Source organism: Lentilactobacillus otakiensis DSM 19908 = JCM 15040, assembly GCF_001434145.1.
Taxonomy (GTDB): domain Bacteria; phylum Bacillota; class Bacilli; order Lactobacillales; family Lactobacillaceae; genus Lentilactobacillus; species Lentilactobacillus otakiensis.
In genome coordinates, this window is sequence record NZ_AZED01000005.1 from 77,914 (window position 1) to 101,865 (window position 23,952).

Sequence of the window (23,952 nt, forward strand, 5' to 3'; positions counted from 1 at the left end):
TAAATTAGTCAGTTACGTATGCTTTATTAGCTGTGATGTAATTTCCGTTTGAAAGTTGGAACCGATAAGCTCCACCGTTTGAACGAGTGATTGATTTAACTGAAAGCTTCTTGCCTGCAGTAATCTTTGAAACCCGAGTCTTGAAATTAGCATCGTTATATTGATAGATGTTTTTGGAAGTCATTACTTCCTTATCACTTGGAAGTGATGTGAAGTAAGTTGGCTTGGCAGCGTCGGCAGATGATGTCTTGAGCCATGAGTTAACAGTTGAACTGTCGACCACTTTGCTCAAATCAACATTGCCGGAGATTCCGCTCAATCTACCTTTTGAAGTATATTGCCAAAGGTCGGTTGAAACGTTTGGTTTAGCGGAATAATTTGCAATCCATGATCCATCAAACTTGGAATAGTTGATTTTGTGAACGTTGACGTAGTTTTGATATGAGTAGTAAACCAAAGGCTTATTGGTTAACTTTCTCATTTGAGCCAGCCAAGCATTAACGTAGGATTGTTCTGAACCTTTACCTTTTCGATGTTCGTTATCCAAAACGTAGAATCGAGCTTTGGAACTTGATCGTTTGTAAAAGTCTTTGGCTTCCCTTTTGGCATCGGCCACGCTGCTGAACTCTGCGTAACCATATTGGCCAAATGGGACTTTATATTTATATGCGCCGTTAGCGTTGATGTTTTTGTGAGTATCAATTCTGAAATCCGCATCACCAGTGTCACCATGTTGGACCCGGATGATTGCAAATTTTAATTGCTTAGAAGCTTTGCTCCAATTGATGTTTCCTTGATACTGGGAAACGTCAGCAATTTTTGTCTTGGCAGCCGACGCGTTAACCGCGAAAGTAAATGCTGCCATGGCACCCATTAATAGGCCGGCTATTTTTTTAAATTTCAATGTCATGAATAGTCCTCCTCTAAAACTTACAAGGACAATTATATGAAATGAATGCTACTAACCAGTATCAGGATTGTTTCATAAATGTTAAGAAAAATTTCACACTTTCTTCGTATTTGTGTGAGTGGCGTGAGGACGGCGCTGGTTGGGGTAATCTAATTTGAAAATAAGCGGTAATTTATCGCATATATTTTTGAATTGACCTGCATATCCGGACGAATCTGTCAAAATCCCGGTCTTTGTTACAAGTTAAGGGGGTTAAGTGTAACAAAACATTGAAGTTGTTTAATAGTTGGTAAAATAAGTCTTCCTATTAACGGTCAGTTCGTTTGAAAAGCTATAATTGGATATGGATTCTTGATCTATAACGATTTTCCAGCGCATAGGGAATCAAACTGAGGTGGATGAATATGCTGTCACAACGGGGGCGTCATACGAAACGTCATTTTTATATTTTAGCGGTACTGACACCATTCCTACTGGTCAGTGCCTTATTTGTGGTTATTGGAATTGCCCCATTTGGCGCTCATAACTTATTGGTCAGTGACTTGTCGACACAATACCTGCAGTTTTTCTCGGAATTAAAGCACCAACTTGCCAATTTCAGCTTCTCGAGTTATTCCTTCCTAATGTCAATTGGGGACAGCTTGGTGCCGATCTATGCATACTATTTGTTGAGTCCACTGAATTTGATCATCCTATTCTTTGGAAACGCACAATTGCCGATTGCAATTGACTTGATTATTTGGGTCAAACTGATTTTGTGTTCAATCTCGATGAGTGTCTTTTTGGCAAAAAAATATGAGAACTATGACCTGATGGCGATTTATGGCGGATTGGCATATGGTCTTTGTGGCTTTGTTTCAATGTACTTCTATGACCTGATGTGGTTAGATGCGTTAATCTGGCTTCCAATAATGATCTACGGCTTGGAAAAGCTATTCTATAAGGGCAAGCCGACACTATATGTGATCAGTTTGATTGCCATCATTATTACTAATTTCTACATGGGATACATAATTTGTATATTCAATGTATTATATATTGCTTATCTATTGAAGAAGAATCAGCCATATGCACTGCCATTCTTTCAGAATTTGAAAGCCAACTGGGCGAAAATCAGTTGGTTCATCTGGTATTCATTATTATCGGCAATGTCCGCTGCTGTTATCCTGGTTCCAACGGCAATTGCAATGCTGGCAACTGGTAAGAAAGATGTTTTGGCAGCGAATTTTCTGTTCAAAGGAACGTTTGGACTGAGCTTTCCGGTTAACTTTGGGGTTGGTGGCAATGATTTTGCCGGTCGTTTAGTGCACAATCCCAGCTTTTTCACAGGATCGCTGTTCATGATTGGCATAATTGTCTATTTCCTTTCCAAATTAGTTAGCAAGCGAGATAAACAAGCTGCGGGTATCCTGATTGGCGGTATCTTTGTCGGCATGTGGCTTTTGCCACTGAATACGATCTGGCACATGATGCAGCAGCCGGCCGGTTTTCCGTTCCGGATGGTCTTCTTGTTTAGCTTTGCGATTATCATGGTGACCTATGAAGGTTATCTGCAGGGGATGTTCGCTGAAGAGAAATTTTTGATCCGGTCTGCGATTGGTTTAGCCATTGCCATCTTTATCGGTTATATTTTTGCCAACATTGAACGACAGAAGTTGATGGAATTTCGATTTGATATTCCACAACTGTCAGTTAGAAACATTGTTTTTGCCTTCGTTGTCGGACTGATTATTGTGACCACGATTGCCATGATTGGAGTTGGTAAGCAGCGACGTGCAAGCAAGATCTTTTTAGGATTAATTCTTGCGTGTGAACTTTGTCTGAACTTTATGATCGCAACCGATGGCGCACCATTTGGCAATCAAAAGGATTTTGAACGGACTTATGCGGAATCAAACAAACAAATCAGCACCGTTGAGAGTCGATACCAATCCAATGACGGTTTCTATCGTTTCTTGATTATTGATGAACCATTCCGAAATTTGTTCAAAGTGCCATACAGCGGGTACAATGATTCGTTTTTATTTCGCAATCACGGGATTAGTTCCTACAGTTCAACCTTGAACGCGCACACTCACCATGTTCTGGGGGACCTCGGCTTTTCAAGTCGGAATATTCGCCGGATTGATATGCTGGGTGGGACCGTCATCACTAACTATTTCTTTGGATTGAAATATTATGATGTTGTTGGCAACCATGGCAATCGCTTATTCGTCAGGAATCATGCTTCAGGACTTGGATTTATGGCAAACGACCGTATTCAACACCTCAAGTTACGACGCGAACGGGTCTTTGATAATTTGAATCACTTTGTCCAAGCGACGGCTGGCAATCACGACCAATACGTCGTCAAACCGACAATTGTGAGCAGTGCAAAGTTTGTTCACCGAGATTATTTCGAATATAAAATTCAGTTCTGGTCAAACACGAAAGGGCCACACTATTTGTATATTCCTCGGATTCGACTAGTCGGCGTGTCTTTTTATGTCAACGGGCAAAAGTTGTCCAAACTATATAGTGGATTGGGAACGGAAATGATCCCGTTAGGCTACATGCAAAAAGGGCAGATCTCAACTGTGACGATTCATTCTGTCAAGGAACTCCACCATCTATCGGCTGACTTTGGCGGTATTAATATGGCTAAGCTTAAGCAGGTCGAGGATTATCAGGATCAGCATAAATTTAAATTACACGATCCAAGTCGGCTCAATCAACATGGCGCCCATTTTAAAGGGAAGGTCGATGTTGGCAGCCGGGCTAAAACGTTGGTCATGACGATACCATTTGATAAGGGGTGGCAAGTGAAAGTCGACGGCCATCAGCAGGTGGTCAAGCGGGTTGCCGGTGGGCTGGTTGGAATTCAACTGACGCCGGGAAAGCATCAAATTGATTTTAACTACCACATCAAAGGGCTGCTTGCAGGTCTGCTAATCACGCTAATGGGCTTAATAGGACTTGGTGGGACGATGGTTTGGCGTCGTTTTAGGGCAAAATTGTAAAACATTTACACTGACCGGCAAACAGGACGTTTGTCCGTACTAAAAATTATTTTCACTTAGAAGCCTTTTAAATAGGCGCTATAGTGCTTTCATATAATATTTTTCAAAGGAAATAAACTTTTTTGAAAATAATTATCAATAATGCTTGCGAAAATTCTTTTCAAAATATATAATAAGTTCGTAGACAAGTAACTAACTAATATATAAGACGAAAGAGGTACAGTACTTATGCAAATTGGTATGATTGGTCTCGGTAAAATGGGTCTTAACCTTGTTAAGAACATGATCCGTAACGGTAACGAAGTTGTTGCATTTGATTTGGATGAAGCAAACATCAAGTTGGCTCAAGAAGCAGGTGCAACTCCCGCTTCAAGTAACGCTGACCTTGTAAGTAAGTTGGATGCACCATGCACTGTCTGGATCATGGTTCCAGCAGGCAAGCCAACTGACTCAACTGTAACTGAACTCGTTGGCCTTCTTTCAAAAGGTGACTACTTGATCGATGGCGGTAACTCATTCTACCAAGACTCAATTCGTCATGGTAAGATCGCCGAAGACAAAGACATTAACTTCTTCGATTGTGGAACTTCAGGTGGTAAGAACGGTGCCCTTAACGGTGGTAACTTCATGATCGGTGGTACCAGTGCTGAAGCATTCGAACACATCAAGCCATTATTCGAAGGAATTTCACAAAAAGACGGCTACCTTTACACAGGTAAGCCAGGTTCAGGTCATTACCTGAAGATGGTTCATAACGGTATTGAATACGGTATGATGGAAGCCATCGGTGAAGGTTACGACGTATTGGACCACAGCCCATACGACTACGACAACGAAGCAGTTGCTAAAGTTTGGGTAAACGGATCAGTTATTCGTGGCTGGCTCATGGAATTGGCTCAAGAAGCATTTGCTAACGATGCCAACTTGGATCAAATCAGCGGCAAGATGTTCTCATCAGGTGAAGGTAAGTGGACAGTTCAAGAAGCCCTCAAACAAGGCATTCCAGTTCCAGTTATCACTGATTCATTGTTCGCACGTAACCGTTCAATGGAACAAGATACATTTACAGGTAAAGTTGTATCAGCATTGCGTCACGGATTCGGTGGCCATGCGATGGATATGAAGAAATAAAGAGCGTGACGAGACCCGCTTTGGGCCTGGTGCGTAAATAAAAAGGGGTGCATCGACGGACGTATTTTGTCCATTGATGCACCCCCTTTCTATTTACGTGTAAGACCCAGGGTCGTCGGAACGCGTTTCGGCTAGGTATCACTTATACTTCCACAATGCAATTTTCACATCCCGGTTGGTTCTTCCAAGCACGATTATGATGACCATCTGGGGCTTCGTTGGAATCGGTGCAATCTTTGGAATTGCCGGATTTGCAATGATTCACTATGAAAAGAAGTACAACATGATTAATGCTGCTTCAACCACCAACTAAGATTTAGAACGCTAATGTAAATTTGATGCACAATAGGCGCAATTAACGAATCAATCCAAATTCGTTAATTGCGCCTATTATACATAAACATTATTAATACTGTGGAACTATTTATAGTTACTAATCTGAACTTAATGCATCAATTGGATTGAGACTGGCCGCTCTTCTTGCTGGCAAGAATGATGCGAGCAATGAAATGATAATTGCCAGTATGAATACGATCACGACGTTTTCCAACCCAATCTGAACGAAATTATAGTTGGCGAGATTTCTTAACAAAACATTGGCCAGAGCACTTACCCCATAGGATATGACGACAGCAAGCACTGCTGATAATCCACCAATAATTAACGACTCGCTAATGAACAATCTGCGGATGTCTGTTTTACTTTCTCCGATTGCGCGCAAAATCCCGATTTCTTTTGTCCGTGCGCTAACAGACATAAACATTGTTACAATAATCATGAGCGCAGAAACGATCAATGCAATTCCTGCAATCCCCGCAAGAATGTTTGACGCAAGATGAATGAATGTTTGAACGGTGTCAATCATGCTATTGATAGATACAGCAGTGAAAACGCGAGTTCCATTTATTGTGAGCTTATTAACAGCGCTCGTGGTTGACTTGACATTGTTCAGTTTGTCGATTGAAACTGATAAGCTTGTTACAGATGTGGGGACATTCTTTTTGTTCATAGCTGATACGAGGGTACTTGTTGAAACATAGTCTTTGCTACCCATAGAAACGCTACTACTTGAATCACTGATTCCTGATACTTTAGCTGAGAAGGGGACAGAAACTGTTTTATGAGATTTGTTAGTTGTTTGATAGGTGAAGTTAACAGTCTTACCAATTGCTTTCTTCCAGCCTGAAGGTACTAATTTCTTTGCAGTAGATTTGTCAATAATGACTTCGTTTGCTTTGGGCTTACTTCCATATTTAACTGTGTTATCAGTCACACTTGATGTCCAATTGCTCATACTCGTTAATGTTGTTGTTTTATTATCAAGTTTAACCGTCACGCCACTCAAGCTGTAATTCTTTTCTACCTTAGTAACGTGGTTGACACTTTTCAATTTTGTTATCTGAGGATCTGTAATTGACTTTTGTTTTGTAGAAGTGGACGATGGGCCTCCACTTGGTGCGCCACTCGTGGGGCTTCCACCGGATGGTGAACGTGTTTTCTGATGAGCAGACACAGTTATTACTTGGGGATTGGCAAGGGCGTTCACTTGATTGGTGATGTAACCACTAATTCCATTACCTAATCCGGTGAAGAGTAATACGGCAAATAACCCAATTGCCGTCCCAATGATGATTAAAGAATTTCTCCAAAAATTAAACTTGAAATGCTTAAAGGCAGTTTTATACGAAACAATTGCAGGTAGCTTTTGTGGCTGTAAATATTTCACATCTTGTTTAGGGTAAGGCTGCCTGATAGTTTCGTCTTTTCCAATGTGACCATCCTCAAGGTGAACAATTCTGGTTCCGGCGTTAGCAACCGTCTGGGAGTGCGTAACTGTAATCACGAGTCTTCCCTCGGCAGCAATTTCATCCAATATTTTCAGAACCGCTTGCGTATTTTCGGCATCAAGAGCTCCGGTTGGCTCATCGGCAATAATCACTTTGGGATCACTTGCTAAAGCGCGCGCAATTGCAACCCGTTGTTTTTGTCCACCAGAAAGTTGGTTAGGGTATTTCGTTGATTGATCATCCAGGCCAACACGTTTCAATAAATCGTGCGCACGGTCATTACGCTGTTGTCTACTTAGGGTGGTCATATCAAGCGAAATTAACACGTTGTCTAGAACGGTTAGATGACCGATTAAATTATAAGCTTGGTAGATATAGCCAATTGTTTCTCGACGGTAAGCGTCCAAAGATTTTTCATCTTTGTAGTTCAATGGCTTATGGTCAATAACTACTGAACCGCTAAACTTTCTGTCTAGTCCGCCAATAATATTCATAAGGGTCGATTTTCCACCACCGGATTCACCTAAAATAGATACGAATTCGCCTAAATCAAAGTTCAAGTCAATTCCTTTTAGGACAGGAAATTTTTCTTTGTTTAAATAATATGCTTTGTGAATATCATGCAATTCTAGATAGCTCATTCATTTCTCCTTGTGTTCGTATTTTGTATTTGGTTCATTGAATGTCATAGATGGTACCCATTTTTCAAAGGTTGGTACCGTTAGCTGGTAATTAGCAAGCTAATCAAGCTAATAAATATGTAGTATGGTACATTAATAAGCCGCCGTCAATAACTTTTAAGGACTCTTAATAGTTTGCTAAGTTTGTGGGTTATACAGATATATCAACTGGTGTTCTATATTAAATACTTCTCAATCAGATTTATACACTTATGCGGATGTGCTTTGTCATGATTGATGAAATATTGACATTTTAAAAACTACGTAGCATAGTACATCAATGGAGAAGGTGGTTTGGCATGGCGGATAAATCGTCTATGGATCAATTGGGTCGTTACATTAAAATGTTGAGTATTTTAACGGATAAGAACCTTAATAATCATTTGAATGCATCAGGAATCGGTCTGACAAGTAATCAGGTAGCCGTCATAATGACGTTATATGAGAAACAAAACGAAGAGGTGACTCAGAAACAAATTGAGAGCCTTTTACGTCTAAGTCATCCGACAACCAGAGGAATCATAAAGCGCTTGGCTTCTAGTCGATTCATTAAGACAACATTTTCATCTGGGGACAGAAGGCAAGTTGTTTTATCCCTGACAAAGTTAGGTAAAGACCTATTTGAGAAAAATATGGACCGCATACAGGCACAGCTTGACGCTGTTGAAAGCCAATTAACTAGTGGAATTAACGCCCAAGAACTGGCACTATTTCAAAAAACGTTATTTAAGATGATTCAAAATATGCAGTCTTAGGGGCCATAATAGTTATTTTATGGCGTCAAAAATATTGATTTCGCTTACTGAATTCATAGGTCATTGTTAATCATCAAAAAAGAGGCCGAAACAAATATTTTGGGGACGATTAATCTTCAAAATATTTGTTTCAGCTTCTTTTTTTGTGCCGCTTATCCATGAGACTTCTTCTTATATTTACCGGGGGAGATGCCAATACATGAGTTGAAGGTTCGAATAAAGTTGCTGTAGTTTCCAAAGCCGGATTTCTCGCAAACTGTAGTGACACTGTGGCCGCTACGTAACAGTTGTTTAGCCAGCTCCATCTGTTCCTCAATCACGTATTGATATAATCCAATAAGTAAAAGATACCAATGATGAACGAATGAAGTGAACCTCAGCCTTTGTTAAACAATCTGCTAACTTTTTTATAGTATTAATGATACCCAAATGGCCTATAGTGCGCTAAAATATTACATGTTACTAATAAATTAAGGGGATAGATGCTTATGCAAAGATTTTTGTTTGAACGGAAAAATGACAAACGCGATTACCCGTTGCTGGATACCAAGCTGGAACAATGGCGACTTTGGGCACTATTGATTTTCATAAGTGTTGCAACTGTTTTGTGGATGGAAATGACGGCTGCCCTTGACTTTAAAGCGTATTGGCTCGAGATCATTTGTGACGATCTGATTCCGATCACACTGATGATTACCGTCGTGATGTACCTCAGTAAAGGAAAATTGGGTGGGCTATTTGGTAAGCCACGCTTTAGTGACTTTATCTTTGGGATTGTGATGGTTCTGATCCAATTTTGGTATGCACAATTTTCTGTCACCCAACTCGGAAAATTAGGCATTTCGTTTGGTAAAAATGCTTCGTCTACTCAAATTGAGAACGCAGCCAGCAAATCAACCCAATACTTTCAAGATCTGTTTTCAGATATTTTTGAATTGATGGGCGAGGAACTACTAAGTCTGGTTGTTTTTCTGGCAATTGCGGCTTTATTGATTCAATATTACGGTCTTGGCCGGCGACTAGGCCTCAGTATCGCCTTGTTAGCGTCCATGTTCCTGTTTGGAATGATTCATTTTCAAGCATACAATTGGAACTTGGCCCAGATGCTGATTGTGATTGCCGGTGAACGATTCTTCCTAACAGCAATTTTTCTGCGAAGCAAGACCATCTGGCCGTCGTATGTGTGCCATATGTTGTTTGATGCTTTTGCCTTTGCAGTTTCACTGTATTAGTAAGGCAATCTTTATTACTTAAAGTCAGAGTGGATCAGTCAATTGTTGCACGTTTTCGCAAAATAATAGAGAAGCACGAAAAATGAGACTGAGGCAAAAGTGAACTCTTTTGTCTCAATCTCATTTTTACATACTTTTTAAAATCACTTCTGATACTTTTTCTTATATTTACCGGGAGAGGTTCCTACACAAGTGTTAAACGTCCGGATAAAGTTACTATAATTTCCAAAACCGGATTGTTCACAGACAGTTGTGACGTTATGACCATCTCTTAGCAACTGTTTGGCAAGTTCAATTCGTTTTTCAATTACGTAGCGATGAATTGAAAGACCCGTATACTTCTTAAACGAGCGATCAAGATAGTTTGGATTCATAAAGAACTCGTTGGCAAATGACGACAGACTGAGATTTTTTGCAAGATTGTTATCAATAAATGATGTGACCTTTTCTAAAAACGGCGGCATGATGTTTTTGGGCTGGTCTTTAACCGGATGAACTTCATTGGCAATGAGCAAAATTTGGGCGAGAAGGATCCGCTGCCTCACGTCATTTCCAAAATCACATTTATCTAAAGAGGGAATCAGCTGATCACAGAATGAAATGTAATCATCAATGAAGTCCTGATTTGGTTTGAAGATGTTGACTTCGTCTGTGCCATCCGTTTTGAAACAGTTAAACAGATTGGTTCTCGAAGTTGAAAGCTCATTAATCAGGCTAACTTTGATATTCAGGAAGATCCTTTCATATGGATCGGCACTTTTTGTGACCACACGATGCCAAACACCATTTGGGATGGCAATCAAATAGCCTGGTTTAACAGGAAAGGCCTTGTGTGGTGTGTAAAAAGTAACGTCTCCAGAAATAAATAAAATGAGTTCAATATGATCGGAATGCTGATGAAATGGACTATCGTGATGGCGGCTTCGATTGTGTGAACAGACGATATCCGTGGGAAGCGTGCCATCTAAAGGCAAATCAATGATCATTGAAGTCACCTACCTTTCTGCAACATTTAGGTCAAAATAAGCGAAGAATATGCTTTATTAAGCGTTTACAATTTTAATTGTACAAAAATATCGGGCCTAAGTAAACCTAATATATCACTTGACTAATTTTTTCCATTTGAAATTGATCCCGGATATGTAGGAAAAAGTCTAAAATCGACCTTATTCAATGTATAGGCATGAATGAGACCAAAGGAGACGAGTATGTTGTTAGATGACCAATACTTTAAGGATAAAGTGATGAACTGTTTTGGAGATTCCACAACTTGGGGTGATGATAGCACAGGCGGTGGTGGAAATGCGATTTCCTGGACATCACATTTGCAGGATTTCATTCCACTTAAACGAGTCAATAATTTTGGCGTAAAAGGTTCGCGCATTGCATTGTGTGACGATCGTGACGATAGCTTCGTTGAACGGTACCTCGAAATGGATGAAGACGCTGATTACATTGTAGTGTTCGGCGGGATTAACGACTTTGCAAATAATACGCCACTTGGAACGATCGATGAAAGGGATGCCCATACTTTTCTTGGGGCACTGAACATTGTCATTAATGGGTTGAATGATCATTATCCAAACGCCTCATTAATCTTTATGACACCGACTAAGACTTCATTTGCACATGCGACAGGGAATTATCCCAATTCATTTCAGAGGAATGCAACCGGCAATACGCAGGGGGATTATACAAATGCAATGATCGAAATATGTCACCATTACAGCATTCCTGTCATAGATTTGTTTAATACCAGCGGGATCTCTCCTTTCTTAAGGAACAGCGAACGGTACATGCCAGATGGGACTCACTATAGCCCGCTTGGATATGAAAAACTAGCTCACCGAATTGTTGGAGAATTAATTAGATACCTCATATAAGCTTTGTTGGAAATGGATTCGCATCACTGCATAGCAGGCATTCTGATATATTACCTACGTTTTTGCAATATTCAGGTCAAAATATGCAAAGAATATGCTTTATAAAGCGTTTACAATTTTAATTGTACAAAAGTTTTGTGCGGTGCAATTGATGTGACCAGATTTAGCAATTATTGTATTGACAGTTGGGAGCTTGCATCCCAAGGATCAGGGGCACTTCGATGACACACATTTAATGAACTCGGCTGCATCTGGGTTTGTTTAAACTTTTTGTGACAAATTGTAAACGGATACAAAATCTTATGTAATTTTAGGAGGTTACAAAATGGACAATCAAAAGCAAGTTGTTCACGATGGTTGGGATGAATATGCCAACAAACGGATTTATAAAAGTCGTGAGCCAATTGGAATTTGGAGATCATTAGGTTTCGGTGTCTTCTCATTCTTTAGTATTTCAATGCAAGGTTTAGTTGGTGCTTGGTTGATGTTCTTCTACACCACATTTGCTGGCTTAACTGCTGGACAAGGTGCTACTATCTTCCTGATCGGTCGTGTGGCTGATGCCATTGTTTCACTGGTCATGGGTAATATTTCTGATAACATTTACAAGTACAAGCTTGGCCGGATGTTTGGTCGTCGACACATCTTCATTTTGATTGCGGCTCCATCAGTATTAGTTGCGATTACAATGTGGGTTGCCGGAATGAGCTTCTGGTACTACCTGATTACTTACCTGATCGTTACTGTTTTGATGTCAACTCTTCAAATTCCTTGGGAAACTCTTCCAAACGAAATGACTAAAGACTTTAACGAACGTACCAAGATGTCAACTACTCGAATGGTTCTTGCCGGATTAGGTGGAATGTTAACCCAATTCGTTCCAGCACAATTGTTCAAGTACTTCCCTAAGACTTCACCAGAACCATATATTTTAATGCAGGTTATCTTCTCTATTGCTACATTCTTCTTAGTATTGGTTACTTACCATACAACTTGGGAACATTTTGTTACCAAAGCAGAAGCTAAGAAGCTTGAAGCAGAAGCCCTTGCAGATAACAATGGTCAAAAACCAAACTTGAAGTCAGAGTTAAAGAATTACTTCTCAACCTTCAAGATCAAGACATTCCGTCTTCACATGGGTATTTACTTAAGTTCATACTTCGCAACAATTCTTTTCTCAACTGTGTTTGTTTACTACATTGTTTATGTATTAAAGATGTCAACTAGTACTTCAGGATTCTTACAATCATTGAGTATTGTATCTATCCCAGTTACCATTATCGCTGGATTCGCGGTTACCAAGTTTACTTACCGTTCACTTTACCTGTTCGGTTACTCATTGATCCTGATTAGTGCCGCCAACTGGGCATTCGTTGCCTTAACTCGTCCAGCCCACATGATGGTTTGGTTAATTGTTGGTATGTCATTCTATGAAGTTGGTCTGTACATCTTGTACTTCGCTCCATGGAACGTCTTCCCATTCATTCCTGATTTGGATACTTTGGTTACTGGTAAAAACCGTGCCGGATTATTCGCTTCAGTTATGACCTTTATCAACCAAATCAGTCAAGGTTTGGCATCAGTTGTTGCCGGATACTTACTTGACTTTGCACACTTCCGTCAATCAGCTAGTGGTGCCGTATCACAGCCTGCCAGTGCTACCAACATGATTATCTTCATTGTTTCCGGTGGTGTTGGATTCATGATCTTATTGGCTATGTTCTTTGCCGCACGTTTCCACTTAAGCAAGAAGACATTTAAAGTTCTTGCCCAAGAATTGGGTCGTCTCCAAAAGGGTGGCAGCATGAAAGATGTTGACCCTCACACCAAGGCCGTTTGTGAAGACTTAACTGGTGTGAAATATGATTCAATTGATTTCTGGAAGAAGAATGATCAAGCAAAACCAAGTGCTAAAGACTAATTTTGAATGATTAAGCTTCTATATAGAGGGGAGATATTAGTATGGCTGATAGTAATGACTCAAGCTGGAAAGAAGCACTCAAATCCAAAGATGCTTTTGCCGACTTTATCACTGATTACTTTAAAAAGAACAAAGAGTTAACGGGTTCATATGATATTCCATCATATTACGAGCATTATACTGTTCATCTGGACAGTCATGATGGTATTGTCATCACACTTGTTACCGGGGTTAATCAAGTAGGCGAAAGTGCTGCTTCTGCGCTTCCATTTAAGCAAAAGGAAACGATGAGCATTGAGGACTTCCGTAACTTGATTCTTCACAAAAAGTTTGCCGATCAGAATATGTCACTTGCTGATGTATTCCAGACAGTGGCAGGAGTTCCAGATTCAGACAGCAAATAAATTATCGTGTTATGAAAACTGATTCATAGCTCGGCGAGGCGGCTATAACGAGGCAAATACCTTGCATAGCCGTCTTGTTGTTTTTAAAACATTTGTTAAATATGAAAGAAGTTGAAATGATGGCAGATACAAATAGTGATTGGAAAAAAGCTTTGAAATCAAAAGTGACATTCCATGATTTCATTATTAATTATTTTAAGGAACATCAAGAATTGACTGGGTCCTATGATATCCCATCATATTATGAACACTACGTTGTTAAGTTGGATAAACATGAGCAACTGATCATTACCTTAACGACCGGAATGAATCAATCGGGTGACAACGTATCGATCCCACTACCAATGAAGGAAAAGGAAAAGATGTCGATTGAAGATTTTCGAACACTGATTTTGAACAAGAAGTTTGCCGATCAGAATATGTCATTGGCAGATGTCTTTCAAACAGTTGCCGGAGTTCAAAGCACCAATGATGATAATTCTAAATAACCAGCTGCCAGGAAAGGAAGAAAACATTGTCTAATAAAGAATTTACAATTTCACAGGGGACAAAAGTTGATGCCCAAGATTTTCGTAACACAGTTTTGAAGTATGCCTGCGAGATCCTTCAACGAGATATTAACCGAGTTACCACTGAAAAAGATGCTGACAATACAATTTATTTAACTGTTGATCCACAAGCACCTGTCGATGGTGATGATTTCCAAATCACACTTGCATCTCCTGATAAAGTAACGGTTTCTGCAAAGACTTCGCTGGGTGTCATGTATGGTGCGTTGGCGATTTCTCGAGATGTCCTTAAAATTGATGACTTTTGGTACTGGATGGACACTGTTCCAACCATTCAAAAGACGATTCAGATGACCAACTTCGACATGCATATTCCGGATTATCAAACCGAATATCGGGGCTGGTTTGTCAATGATGAGTTGCTTATCCGTGGTTGGAAAGATCATGATTCTCAACGTTATATTTGGCAGCGGGTCTTTGAAACTGCTTTGCGTGTCGGATGCAACGTGATTGTTCCCGGTACCGATGTTCAATCACAGATTAACCGTAATCCAGCCAAAGAGTTTGGCTTAATGATTGCGCAACATCATGCGGAACCACTTGGTGCCAAGATGTTTGCCCGTGAATATCCAGAACTTGAAGCATCATTCTTAAAGTATCCTGATTTATTCAGAAAACTTTGGCGTGACGCAATCAACGAGCAAAAAGGAACCCCAACTATTTACAGTTTGGGATTCCGTGGCCAAGGTGACAAGCCATTCTGGGAAGATGATACCAGCAGAACATGGGATGACAAGGCAATTGCCGATGTTGTTAACGGTGTCATCAAAGAACAATATGACATGATTAAAGAATTGGATCCGGGTGCTCCTATGGCCCTCAACGTCTACGGCGAATTGGCTGGCCTTTACAAGAAAGGTTTGGTTGATGTTCCGGACGATTTGATTGAAATCTGGGCCGATAGTGGATATGGCAAGATGGTTTCAAGAAGACAAGGCTTAGATAATCCACGTTCACCACTACTGGATATTCCAAATCCACATCATCGTAAGCGTGGTCTTTACTATCACGTTGCCTTCCATGATTTACAAGCTTCAAACTTCTTAGGCTTGCTTTCAAACAGCCCAGAATTTGTCTCATCAGAATTAATGAAGGCTCGAAGCAAGGGGCTTGATACACTTGAATTAGTTAATACCGGAAACATCAAGCCGCACGTTCTTTATTTGCGTGAAGTTGCCAAGACTTGGGTTAAGGGATACACTGCTCGTAGTAATGATGAGATCCTTGATGACTACGTTAATAACTACTATTCCGAACATCAAAAAGAGATTGTTTCATTGTATGAAGATTATTGGAAATCCGTTGTTCAATACGGTACCCATTCAGATGAAACTGCCGGTGATGAGCTTTCGCCATTCTTGATCAGAAGAATTATCAAGACCTGGTTGGGCGGCAAGGATAAGCTCTCTGATGCAGGCTGGATTGTCGGCGATGATTCATTGGCTGACGGTGTTAAAAAGATTGATGGGATGATCACGCCAAAACTTCCTGGTTGGGAAGAATTAGTGCTCAATCTTAAGAAATTGATGCTGAACCTCAATCAACAAGATGCCAAGACACTGTACGGTGATTTGTATCTGAGCACCCTTTATCAGGCTGATGGTCTTAAAGCCTTACACCTGGTTATTCAAGCTTATGAATTGTCGATGGCTGCCAAGAAGGATGACGACTATTTGAAGCCATTCCTGCTTGCTGATGAAGCCTATCATACGATGGATGAAATTAACTTTGCTCAAAGTCATCACAAGTCAACGAAGTGGTACGACTTCTATAAGAATGATGGTTATGATGACATGCCACTTACGGCAATCAAGCTTCGATTCTTACGTCACTACTTAAGAACCCTTGGCGACACTGCCGATGAGGATGACTGGGAACGTCGCTTTATTAAAGCACCCGGTGAGGCCCGTGTCATGACACTTTGGACAACCGCGCGAGAATTATCGGATGATGATCTTGCAAAGAAATTACGTGAACGTTTAATTGACAAGCTTTAACGTGTTGAATCACGGTAAACTGCCAAAATGAGAGAGGAGAAGAAAATGGAAACTGAACGGAAACCACTAACAATCATTTCAGCTGGTCAATCGAATATTGATGGTCGAGTTCCAATTGCGGAACTGCCAAAGCCAATTTCATTACCATTAGCTAACTGCCATTACTGCAGTAATTACACACCAAATCATGAGGATGGGGTCTTTCAAGATTCTATTAAAGTCAGTGACTTGTCTGACAATCGCTGGGGATTTGACTTAGTAACCTACTATTACCTGACTCATTTAGCAAAATATGATTTGTATGTGATGAAGTGTTCTGAGGGTGGAACTTCAGTTGCTCCTACCGGTGAAGGCGGCCATCAAGGCCATAACCACTGGACCACTGAAATCGACAAATTGGATAGTCCAAGCAACTCGCTGCTGCTTCAATTCAAGCAAATTATTGAAGCCTGCGAGAAAAATGCTAAGCAGAATCTCGATGTTCAAGCAATGGTTTGGCATCAAGGTGAAGGTGATCGAGCTTCCTTCTCACAAGAAGCAGCTGATAACTACTACCAGAACCTTAAGGCAGTATTTGAAGCATGCAGAGGCTACGTCAATAAGCCTGATTTGCCAATCTTCTGTGGAACGGTAAGCCACAATTCCGAGCAATATGATCCAAAAGTTGAAGCCGGATTACTGAAGATCGCCAAGGAAGATCCAAATGTCCATGTTATCGATATGCAAAAAGGCACACTGCTTGATCAATTCCATTTTGATCCTAAGTCCAGCATGTATTTTGGAAAAGCCATTTATGATGCTATGATCGATAAGCATGTGATTGAAGGACCACGTGTTGATATTGGCGAGTATCGGGTATATTAATAATCAAAAATCTTTAACCATATAAGAAAAAGGATGCTTGTTGAGCATCCTTTTTTGTTTGCTTCTCCTGGGCGCCAACAACTTGGTACTTTGGCGTAACTAACTTAAAGGGCACTTAGATCAAACCTTCCAAAGTAGGAGGTTTGATCTAAGTGCCCTTATAAATTAAATGACTCCATTTGTGTCATCTCGGAACTAATCTTCAAAATAATCCGGATATGCATCCACAACTTTTTGTTTTTCCAACAGCATCAGGTGCAAATGTTGGGTAACCAGGAAGCTCAGATCATCAATATCTTTGCTTTTGACTGCCCTAAAAATGGCTTCATGCTGGTTGGTGAGCGTGTCCCAATTAAGTTCAGATTCTTTCAATCGTAAGCGACGGAAACGATTCAATTGGGTATTGTTTATCTGCAGCCAGTTCCAAACCGTATCTTTGCCAACGACTGAATAAAAGGCGTGGTGGAAATCCTGATCCAAGTCGAAGAAGTTATCAGGCTCGCTTCTTGAAGCGGTTTGCTGTTGCTGGTCCAGATTCTTTTGGATCTTTGCAATATCATCGCTAGAAATGTTCACCGCCGCATCGACCATAATTTTTGGTTCAATGCAATTGCGGACAAAGCGGGCATTCTTTGCATCTGCCATATCAATTTTGGTAATGTAGGTCCCACTTTGGGGGATAACTTCGATTAAGCCTTCACGTTCAATTCGGATAATGGCTTCTCTAACCGGTGTTCGACCGAGGCTCAACTCCTGTGAGATCAGCTTTTCGGAAATCTTTTGGCCCGGAATATAGTCAAAGTGGATGATTCGATATTTAATTTCGTTGTAAGCATCACTGCGCATATTATCTAGCATAATCGTTCTCCTTTAGATAACATCATATTAGCATAATTTGGTGAAAAAGTTAACGTAGACCCCTGAAAAAACTGGGGTATTGACAATCTGATATATCAGAATATAATGAAAGCGAAAGCGTATCCAGAAGACTGGTGTATCAGTTTGAACCAATTTGATGGGTACACCTTCATGTTTGGCTTAATTAGTGCAATACGGGAGGTTTAATTAATGGTAAAAATTACTGATGATTACCTGAACAACAAGAAAGAATTCACGGATGCCGGAATCAAAGTTCCAACCTATGATATCAAGAAGAAAAACGGTGCCACAAAATGGGTTCACTTTGGTGGTGGAAACTTGTTCCGAGCTTTTCATGCCGCAATTGCTGATCGTCTGCTTGAGTCAGGCGACTTGGACGCCGGTATTGTTGTTGCCGAAACTCATGATAAAGACGTCGTAACCGATGCCTACAAAAAATTTAACGATAGAATATTACGAGTTATCACTCATGAAGATGGTAACTTTGAAAAAGAATTGTTTGCTTCCGTTTCAGATGCTTTGTACTTTGATCAAAGCAATCCCGACGGTTGGAAAAAATTATTCAAGATTTTTGAGAATCCAGCCCTTTAATTAGCTACTTTCTCAATTACCGAAAAAGGTTATAACCTTTGGGACAGTCAAGGAAACTTGCTGCCAGCTATTGAAGATGATATTAAAAATGGGCCTGAAGCACCTAAAAATAACATGGCTTCTCTTACTTCATTGATGTTTGCCCGTTTCAAAGCCGGCAAGTATCCAATGGCTTTGCTCAGTACCGATAACTTTTCACAAAATGGTGAGAAGTTGGAAAAGAGCGTTTTGACCATTGCCCAAGGCTGGGAGAAGAATGGCCTGGTTCCTTCAGAATTTGTTGATTACTTACAAGATGACAAGAAGGTCAGCTTCCCACTCTCAATGATTGACCGAATTACGCCAAATCCTTCAGAGACTGTATCTGACAAGCTTAAGGCAGATGGCTTTGAAAATTATCAAATCTTCCACACACCAGGTCACACCAACATCGCTGCATTCACTAATACTGAAGAAGTGCACTATCTGGTTGTTGAAGACGACTTTCCAAATGGCCGACCAGCATTGGATAAAGCAGGGGTTATCTTAACCAACCGCGATACGGTTAATGATGCCGACGAAATGAAAGTTACAACCTGCTTGAATCCACTTCACACGGCTTTAGCTGTTAACGGAAGCCTGCTTGGATTTAATTCAATTGCTAAAGAGGTTAGTGATCCTGATATGCTTAACCTCATCAAACAAATCGGCTACGTTGAAGGTTTGCCGGTTGTAACCGATCCTAAGGTTATCAATCCAAAGAAGTTTATCGACCAATTGGTTAACAAACGTCTTCCAAACCCATACAGTCCTGATATGCCACAACGAATTGCCGCCGATACTTCTCAGAAGCTGTCAGTTCGTTACGGTGTCACAATTCAACATTACATTGATGATCCTAAACGTGACCCTAAAGATCTTCACTTCATTCCACTGGTTCTTGCAACTTGGTGCCGTTACCTTATGGCAATTGATGATCAAGGCAAGCCATTTGAACCAAGCAGAGATCCGATGCTTTCAGAACTTCAGCCAAAAGTTGCCGACATTAAACTCGGTGAAAAGACTGACGTTCACGCACATCTGAAAGATATCTTGTCCAACAAGAAGATCTTTGGCCATGACTTGTATGAAATTGGCCTTGGTGACGTTGTTGAAGGATACTTTGCATCACAAATCAGCGGCGTTGGTGCTGTTCGTAAGACGCTTGAAGATACCTTATCAAAGTATGCTAAACAAATTTAACTAAGGAGACAGACACATGTCATTACTTAATGATGATTTCCTTTTGACCACACCAATGGCCAAGAAATTGTTTCATGATCATGCTGAAAAAATGCCGATCATCGATTTCCATTGTCACTTGGATCCAAAGGAAATTTACGAAAATAAGAATTATAAAAATCTCACCCGAATCTGGATTAACGAAGGCGACTTTGGTGACCACTACAAGTGGCGCTTAATGCGGGCCAACGGTGTTCCGGAAGATCTGATTACCGGTGACGGTGATGATTATAAAAAGTTCCTCGCATGGGCTGGTACCATTGAAAAGGCTTTGGGAAATCCGCTGTTTGAGTGGACTCACCTTGAATTACGTCGCTTCTTTGGCATTAATGATGTATTCAACACCAAGACAGCTCCGGCTATTTGGGAAAAGGCGAACAAATTATTAGCAACTGATGATTTCAAGCCACGCAACTTAATCAAGCGTTCAAATGTTCAGGTTGTCTGCACGACTGATGATCCGGCATCTGACTTGAAATATCATAAGTTACTCAAAAAAGAAGAAGACCAAAACGGCTTCAAAGTATTGCCTGCTATGCGCCCAGATAAGGCATTCAACTTAACTGCAGACAGTTACGGTGATTACCTTGATCAACTTGCCAAAGTTTCCGGCAAGAAGATTACATCATTTAAGAGCCTGGTTGGCGCCCTTCGTCAACGGTTCGAGTATTTTGCAAGCTTGGGTGGCCGTCTTTCCGACCATGGCTTGAACTTCTTCCACTTTGTTAAAGCTTCAGACGATGAAATGAACGATATTATCGATAAAGCTCGCAACAATAAGAAGCTTACCAAGACTGAAATTAACCAATATCAAACAATGTTGGTTGAAGCCTTGATGCATTTGAACAAAGAATTTAACTGGACCATGCAGTTCCACATGAATGTTATCAGAAACGCCAACAAGCCAATGTTTAAGAGCTTTGGTCCCGATGGTGGATTTGATTCAATGGGAACTCAACCTGATTTGGCACAAGAATTTATGAAGTTATTGATGGATGCCCAAGAGCAGGACCAAATTCCAAAGATGATCATCTATTCATTGAATCCAAATGACTGGATGCAACTCGCTACCGGAATGGGTGACTTCCAACAAGATGGTGTCCAAAAGCTTCAATTAGGTGCTGCTTGGTGGTTCAACGATACATTTGACGGCATGAAGCGTCAGTTGACAATCATGGCTGAACAAAGCCTGTTGCCTAACTTTGTCGGCATGCTGACTGATTCACGAAGCTTCCTTTCATATCCACGTCATGAGTACTTCAGAAGAGTATTGTGCAACGTGATCGGTGAGTGGGCTGAACGAGGTCAGGCACCTGATGACGAGGATTACCTGGGTAAGATTGTTGAAGATATCTCGTACAACAATGCTCATGATCAGTTCCACTTCTTTGACAAAGACTAATCAATAGAGTCACCTAGGCAACCGTAATTTACGTTAAGTGGTTTAACTAATATGTTAGTGCGCTAATAATTATGAATTTAAATTAAGGAGAAAACATAATGGAATACAATATCGCAGTTGTTAACTCAAACAGTTTTGGACAGGTCTTCACTGAACATTGGAAAGAATTGGAAAAGATTGGGACTGTTAAGCGCTTCATGCTCCCAACGGACATTGATGGCAAGTCATTAGCTGAAAAACTGCATGGTTTTAACGTCATCATTGCCAGTGTTACCCCATTCTTTAACAAAGAATTCTTTGATAACAAAGATGATCTTTTATTAATCTCACGTCATGGAATTGGTTTTAACAACGTTGACTTGGAAGCTGCCAAGAAACATGGCACTCAAGTTGCAATCGTTCCACAAAAGGTTGAAAGAAACTCAGTTGCTGAAAATGAACTTGCCAATTTAATGGCATTAGTTCGTCAGGTTGTTCCTTCATCAGAACGTGAACGTGCCGGCCGTTATGAAGACCGTGCCCAATTCATGGGTAATCAGCTTAGTGGTAAGACATTTGGTGTTATCGGCTGTGGAAACATTGGTAGCCGAGTTGCTGAATTGTTCAGTATTTTTGGCGGTCCAGTTTTGGTTAACGATCCACATCCGGCAACTGAGCCAGAATGGTTTACCAACAATAACGTTGAACGAGTAGATCTTGAAACTTTACTCAGCCGTTGTGACTACATCTCATTGAATGCTTCACTTGATGACACCAGTCTTCATATGATTAATTCAAAGACCATCAAGAGCCTTAAAAAGGGTGCTTACATCTGTAATAACGCTCGTGGTGCTTTGGTTGAAGAAGACGCTATCAGTGCTGCAATCAAGTCTGGTCAACTCTCAGGCTATGCTGCTGATGCAATGGAAGTTGAACCTGTTAAGGCTGACCATCCATTCTTGAAGAATGACCGTATCCTGGTTACACCACATACTTCAGCCTACACATACGAATGTCTTCATGGTATGGGTGAGAAATGTGTCAGTGATGTCAAAGCAATTGTTGCTGGCAAGCGTCCAGGCCGTGAATTGACCCATGGACTTGAGGATTAGAATTTAGAGGTATTACTATGGATTATATTATTGGAATTGACGTTGGTACCACCAGCACCAAGGCGTTGATTTATGATACCGATGGAAATATATACGGCAAGGCCAATAAGGGTTATCCGCTCTATCAAGACACCCCCGACATGGCCGAAGAAGATCCTGATGAAATTTTTAATGCCACGGTTTCTGCGATGCAGGAAGTGGTCGCTAAAGCCAATATTACCGATGGTAAAGTGATCGCGATTTCTTGGTCGGCCCAACAGCACAGTTTGATTGCCTTGGATAAGGACTTTAAACCGTTAACCAGATCATTAACCTGGGCGGATAACCGTTCTCAAAAATATGCTGCGGAATATAAGAAAAATGGCCGTGGGATGGAAATGTACAAACGGACTGGCTTACCAATTCACCCAATGGGACCATTCTATAAATTACTTTACTTTAGAAATGAACAGCCGGAAATCTTTGATCAAGCCGCTTACTGGGTTGGCATCAAGGAATACATTATTTGGAAGTATACCGGCGTATTAAAGGAAGAAATCTCGATGGCTGCCGCAACCGGTCTGCTGAACATGAATTCAGCCCAGTGGGATGAAGAAGCACTCAAAGAGACAGGCGTTACTGAGAAGCAGCTTCCTGAGCTCGTTGATACAACCGATAAGTTCAAGGGAATTAAATCAGAATATGCCAAGATTATCGGCATTGACAAAGATGTTTACTTTGTCATGGGCGCTACGGATGGGGCATTATCCACTATCGGGGTTGGTGCCATTCAAACCGGTGTCCTCGCAATTAACATTGGAACCTCGGCTGCAGTGAGAACCTTCGTTGATAAACCACGAGTGGATCCAAAAGCCCGCCTGTACTGTTACCCAGTTATGAAGGGAAAGTACCTAGTCGGTGGACCAATCAACAATGGTGGGATTGTCCTCAATTGGGCGCATGACTCACTGTTTGGCGGTGAAGTCGAAGCGGCAAAGTTGCTGCATATCGATTCTTACGACATGCTGTCAAAGATTGCGGCCACGGTTCCTGCAGGCTCAGACGGCTTGATTTTCCATCCATATCTTGGTGGTGAACGCGCCCCATTATGGGATGCTAACGCACGCGGATCGTTCTTTGGCCTTAACCGTAAGCATACCCGAGCTCACATGATTCGTGCCGTCATGGAAGGAATTATGTACAATCTGTATTCAGTCACCTTGGCGCTCAAAGAAGTGACTGGTGAACCAAAAGCGGTCTTGGCTGCCGGCGGTTTTGCCCGTTCAACTCTTTGGACCCAGATGATGGCGGATATCTTTGAACATGATATCGTGATTCCGGAATCGTATGAAAGCGGCAGTTTGGCCGCTATGTTTCTTGCCAAAATGGCTTTGGGGATGGAAGACAATCTTGAAGACATCAAGAAGTATATGGGGAAAGAAACGGTTTACAAGCCCAACCAGGATGTGTTTAAACGATACAGAACCTTAATGCCGATATACTTGCGTTTGAGTCGTGATCTTTCGAAAGAATACGAAGGAATTGCGGATTATCAACGTGAGTTCACTGATAATGATAAATAACAAGCTATAGTTTCCAACCGTTCTACCAGTTGTGG

Annotated in this window: 18 protein-coding genes and 1 pseudogene; 14 read left to right on the forward strand and 5 right to left on the reverse strand. The window is 40.9% G+C overall.

What is annotated here, in order from left to right; all coding sequences use genetic code 11:
• Nucleotides 1-4: 4 nt before the first annotated feature.
• Nucleotides 5-910 (reverse strand): DUF5776 domain-containing protein, encoded by a 906-nt coding sequence (locus tag FD05_RS02005; RefSeq protein WP_020281362.1) that lies wholly within the window; start codon nucleotides 908-910, stop codon nucleotides 5-7.
• Between the two features lie 404 nt (nucleotides 911-1,314).
• On the opposite strand from FD05_RS02005, the gene FD05_RS02010 reads away from it, so the two are divergent.
• Nucleotides 1,315-3,909, forward strand: coding sequence for a YfhO family protein (locus tag FD05_RS02010; RefSeq protein ID WP_039932960.1), 2,595 nt, complete (start codon nucleotides 1,315-1,317; stop codon nucleotides 3,907-3,909).
• A 228-nt stretch (nucleotides 3,910-4,137) separates the two neighbouring features.
• On the forward strand, nucleotides 4,138-5,040 hold the full coding sequence (gene gnd, locus FD05_RS02015) for a phosphogluconate dehydrogenase (NAD(+)-dependent, decarboxylating) (RefSeq protein ID WP_020281360.1): 903 nt from the start codon (nucleotides 4,138-4,140) through the stop codon (nucleotides 5,038-5,040).
• A gap of 433 nt (nucleotides 5,041-5,473) precedes the next feature.
• Here gnd and FD05_RS02020 read toward each other — a convergent pair whose 3' ends face one another.
• Nucleotides 5,474-7,468 (reverse strand): ABC transporter ATP-binding protein/permease, encoded by a 1,995-nt coding sequence (locus FD05_RS02020; RefSeq protein ID WP_020281358.1) that lies wholly within the window; start codon nucleotides 7,466-7,468, stop codon nucleotides 5,474-5,476.
• Between the two features lie 338 nt (nucleotides 7,469-7,806).
• On the opposite strand from FD05_RS02020, the gene FD05_RS02025 reads away from it, so the two are divergent.
• The gene (locus FD05_RS02025; protein WP_039932959.1) at nucleotides 7,807-8,262 is read left to right on the forward strand and encodes a MarR family winged helix-turn-helix transcriptional regulator; all 456 of its coding nucleotides are present in this window, start codon (nucleotides 7,807-7,809) and stop codon (nucleotides 8,260-8,262) included.
• A 152-nt stretch (nucleotides 8,263-8,414) separates the two neighbouring features.
• Here FD05_RS02025 and FD05_RS11450 read toward each other — a convergent pair whose 3' ends face one another.
• Nucleotides 8,415-8,582 (reverse strand): helix-turn-helix domain-containing protein, encoded by a 168-nt coding sequence (locus FD05_RS11450; protein ID WP_223602584.1) that lies wholly within the window; start codon nucleotides 8,580-8,582, stop codon nucleotides 8,415-8,417.
• Between the two features lie 168 nt (nucleotides 8,583-8,750).
• On the opposite strand from FD05_RS11450, the gene FD05_RS02030 reads away from it, so the two are divergent.
• Nucleotides 8,751-9,494 carry a CPBP family intramembrane glutamic endopeptidase gene (locus tag FD05_RS02030; RefSeq protein ID WP_020281356.1) on the forward strand — a complete coding sequence of 248 codons (744 nt, stop codon included), beginning with the start codon at nucleotides 8,751-8,753 and terminating at the stop codon, nucleotides 9,492-9,494.
• A 143-nt stretch (nucleotides 9,495-9,637) separates the two neighbouring features.
• On the opposite strand, the gene FD05_RS02035 is transcribed toward FD05_RS02030, so the two are convergent.
• Nucleotides 9,638-10,480, reverse strand: a complete 843-nt coding sequence (locus tag FD05_RS02035) for an AraC family transcriptional regulator (RefSeq protein ID WP_020281355.1) — start codon at nucleotides 10,478-10,480, stop codon at nucleotides 9,638-9,640.
• Nucleotides 10,481-10,702: 222 nt separating this feature from the next.
• Between FD05_RS02035 and FD05_RS02040 the strand changes: the two genes are divergently transcribed.
• From FD05_RS02040 to FD05_RS02065, 6 genes are all read left to right on the forward strand, one after another.
• Entirely contained in the window at nucleotides 10,703-11,377 is a 675-nt protein-coding gene (locus FD05_RS02040; protein ID WP_020281354.1) for an SGNH/GDSL hydrolase family protein, read from the forward strand.
• Nucleotides 11,378-11,702: 325 nt separating this feature from the next.
• Complete coding sequence (locus FD05_RS02045; RefSeq protein ID WP_020281353.1) at nucleotides 11,703-13,298, forward strand: MFS transporter; 1,596 nt, start codon at nucleotides 11,703-11,705, stop codon at nucleotides 13,296-13,298.
• A gap of 41 nt (nucleotides 13,299-13,339) precedes the next feature.
• Nucleotides 13,340-13,702 (forward strand): hypothetical protein, encoded by a 363-nt coding sequence (locus FD05_RS02050; protein ID WP_020281352.1) that lies wholly within the window; start codon nucleotides 13,340-13,342, stop codon nucleotides 13,700-13,702.
• 119 nt (nucleotides 13,703-13,821) lie between these two features.
• Complete coding sequence (locus FD05_RS02055) at nucleotides 13,822-14,190, forward strand: hypothetical protein (RefSeq protein ID WP_039933002.1); 369 nt, start codon at nucleotides 13,822-13,824, stop codon at nucleotides 14,188-14,190.
• Between the two features lie 26 nt (nucleotides 14,191-14,216).
• The gene (locus tag FD05_RS02060) at nucleotides 14,217-16,268 is read left to right on the forward strand and encodes a glycosyl hydrolase 115 family protein (RefSeq protein WP_020281350.1); all 2,052 of its coding nucleotides are present in this window, start codon (nucleotides 14,217-14,219) and stop codon (nucleotides 16,266-16,268) included.
• Between the two features lie 45 nt (nucleotides 16,269-16,313).
• Entirely contained in the window at nucleotides 16,314-17,132 is an 819-nt protein-coding gene (locus FD05_RS02065) for a sialate O-acetylesterase (RefSeq protein WP_020281349.1), read from the forward strand.
• Between the two features lie 195 nt (nucleotides 17,133-17,327).
• Here FD05_RS02065 and FD05_RS02070 read toward each other — a convergent pair whose 3' ends face one another.
• Nucleotides 17,328-17,990 carry a GntR family transcriptional regulator gene (locus FD05_RS02070; RefSeq protein ID WP_020281348.1) on the reverse strand — a complete coding sequence of 221 codons (663 nt, stop codon included), beginning with the start codon at nucleotides 17,988-17,990 and terminating at the stop codon, nucleotides 17,328-17,330.
• 210 nt (nucleotides 17,991-18,200) lie between these two features.
• Here FD05_RS02070 and FD05_RS02075 point away from each other — a divergent pair.
• The 4 genes and pseudogenes from FD05_RS02075 (at nucleotide 18,201) to gntK (ending at nucleotide 23,917) form a co-directional block, all read left to right on the forward strand.
• Nucleotides 18,201-19,823: pseudogene (locus FD05_RS02075) on the forward strand (mannitol dehydrogenase family protein).
• Between the two features lie 16 nt (nucleotides 19,824-19,839).
• Complete coding sequence (uxaC, locus tag FD05_RS02080; protein WP_020281345.1) at nucleotides 19,840-21,264, forward strand: glucuronate isomerase; 1,425 nt, start codon at nucleotides 19,840-19,842, stop codon at nucleotides 21,262-21,264.
• A 98-nt stretch (nucleotides 21,265-21,362) separates the two neighbouring features.
• Nucleotides 21,363-22,355, forward strand: a complete 993-nt coding sequence (locus FD05_RS02085; RefSeq protein WP_020281344.1) for a D-isomer specific 2-hydroxyacid dehydrogenase family protein — start codon at nucleotides 21,363-21,365, stop codon at nucleotides 22,353-22,355.
• A gap of 17 nt (nucleotides 22,356-22,372) precedes the next feature.
• On the forward strand, nucleotides 22,373-23,917 hold the full coding sequence (gene gntK, locus FD05_RS02090) for a gluconokinase (protein ID WP_020281343.1): 1,545 nt from the start codon (nucleotides 22,373-22,375) through the stop codon (nucleotides 23,915-23,917).
• Nucleotides 23,918-23,952: the final 35 nt, after the last annotated feature.

What these genes read in the sequence shown, in the direction of transcription:
- FD05_RS02005 (WP_020281362.1), bottom strand. Translation starts at nt 910, where the DNA reads ATGACATTGAAATTTAAAAAAATAGCCGGCCTATTAATGGGTGCCATG.
- FD05_RS02010 (WP_039932960.1), top strand. Translation starts at nt 1,315, where the DNA reads ATGCTGTCACAACGGGGGCGTCATACGAAACGTCATTTTTATATTTTA.
- gnd (WP_020281360.1), top strand. Translation starts at nt 4,138, where the DNA reads ATGCAAATTGGTATGATTGGTCTCGGTAAAATGGGTCTTAACCTTGTT.
- FD05_RS02020 (WP_020281358.1), bottom strand. Translation starts at nt 7,468, where the DNA reads ATGAGCTATCTAGAATTGCATGATATTCACAAAGCATATTATTTAAAC.
- FD05_RS02025 (WP_039932959.1), top strand. Translation starts at nt 7,807, where the DNA reads ATGGCGGATAAATCGTCTATGGATCAATTGGGTCGTTACATTAAAATG.
- FD05_RS02030 (WP_020281356.1), top strand. Translation starts at nt 8,751, where the DNA reads ATGCAAAGATTTTTGTTTGAACGGAAAAATGACAAACGCGATTACCCG.
- FD05_RS02035 (WP_020281355.1), bottom strand. Translation starts at nt 10,480, where the DNA reads ATGATCATTGATTTGCCTTTAGATGGCACGCTTCCCACGGATATCGTC.
- FD05_RS02040 (WP_020281354.1), top strand. Translation starts at nt 10,703, where the DNA reads ATGTTGTTAGATGACCAATACTTTAAGGATAAAGTGATGAACTGTTTT.
- FD05_RS02045 (WP_020281353.1), top strand. Translation starts at nt 11,703, where the DNA reads ATGGACAATCAAAAGCAAGTTGTTCACGATGGTTGGGATGAATATGCC.
- FD05_RS02050 (WP_020281352.1), top strand. Translation starts at nt 13,340, where the DNA reads ATGGCTGATAGTAATGACTCAAGCTGGAAAGAAGCACTCAAATCCAAA.
- FD05_RS02055 (WP_039933002.1), top strand. Translation starts at nt 13,822, where the DNA reads ATGGCAGATACAAATAGTGATTGGAAAAAAGCTTTGAAATCAAAAGTG.
- FD05_RS02065 (WP_020281349.1), top strand. Translation starts at nt 16,314, where the DNA reads ATGGAAACTGAACGGAAACCACTAACAATCATTTCAGCTGGTCAATCG.
- FD05_RS02070 (WP_020281348.1), bottom strand. Translation starts at nt 17,990, where the DNA reads ATGCTAGATAATATGCGCAGTGATGCTTACAACGAAATTAAATATCGA.
- uxaC (WP_020281345.1), top strand. Translation starts at nt 19,840, where the DNA reads ATGTCATTACTTAATGATGATTTCCTTTTGACCACACCAATGGCCAAG.
- FD05_RS02085 (WP_020281344.1), top strand. Translation starts at nt 21,363, where the DNA reads ATGGAATACAATATCGCAGTTGTTAACTCAAACAGTTTTGGACAGGTC.
- gntK (WP_020281343.1), top strand. Translation starts at nt 22,373, where the DNA reads ATGGATTATATTATTGGAATTGACGTTGGTACCACCAGCACCAAGGCG.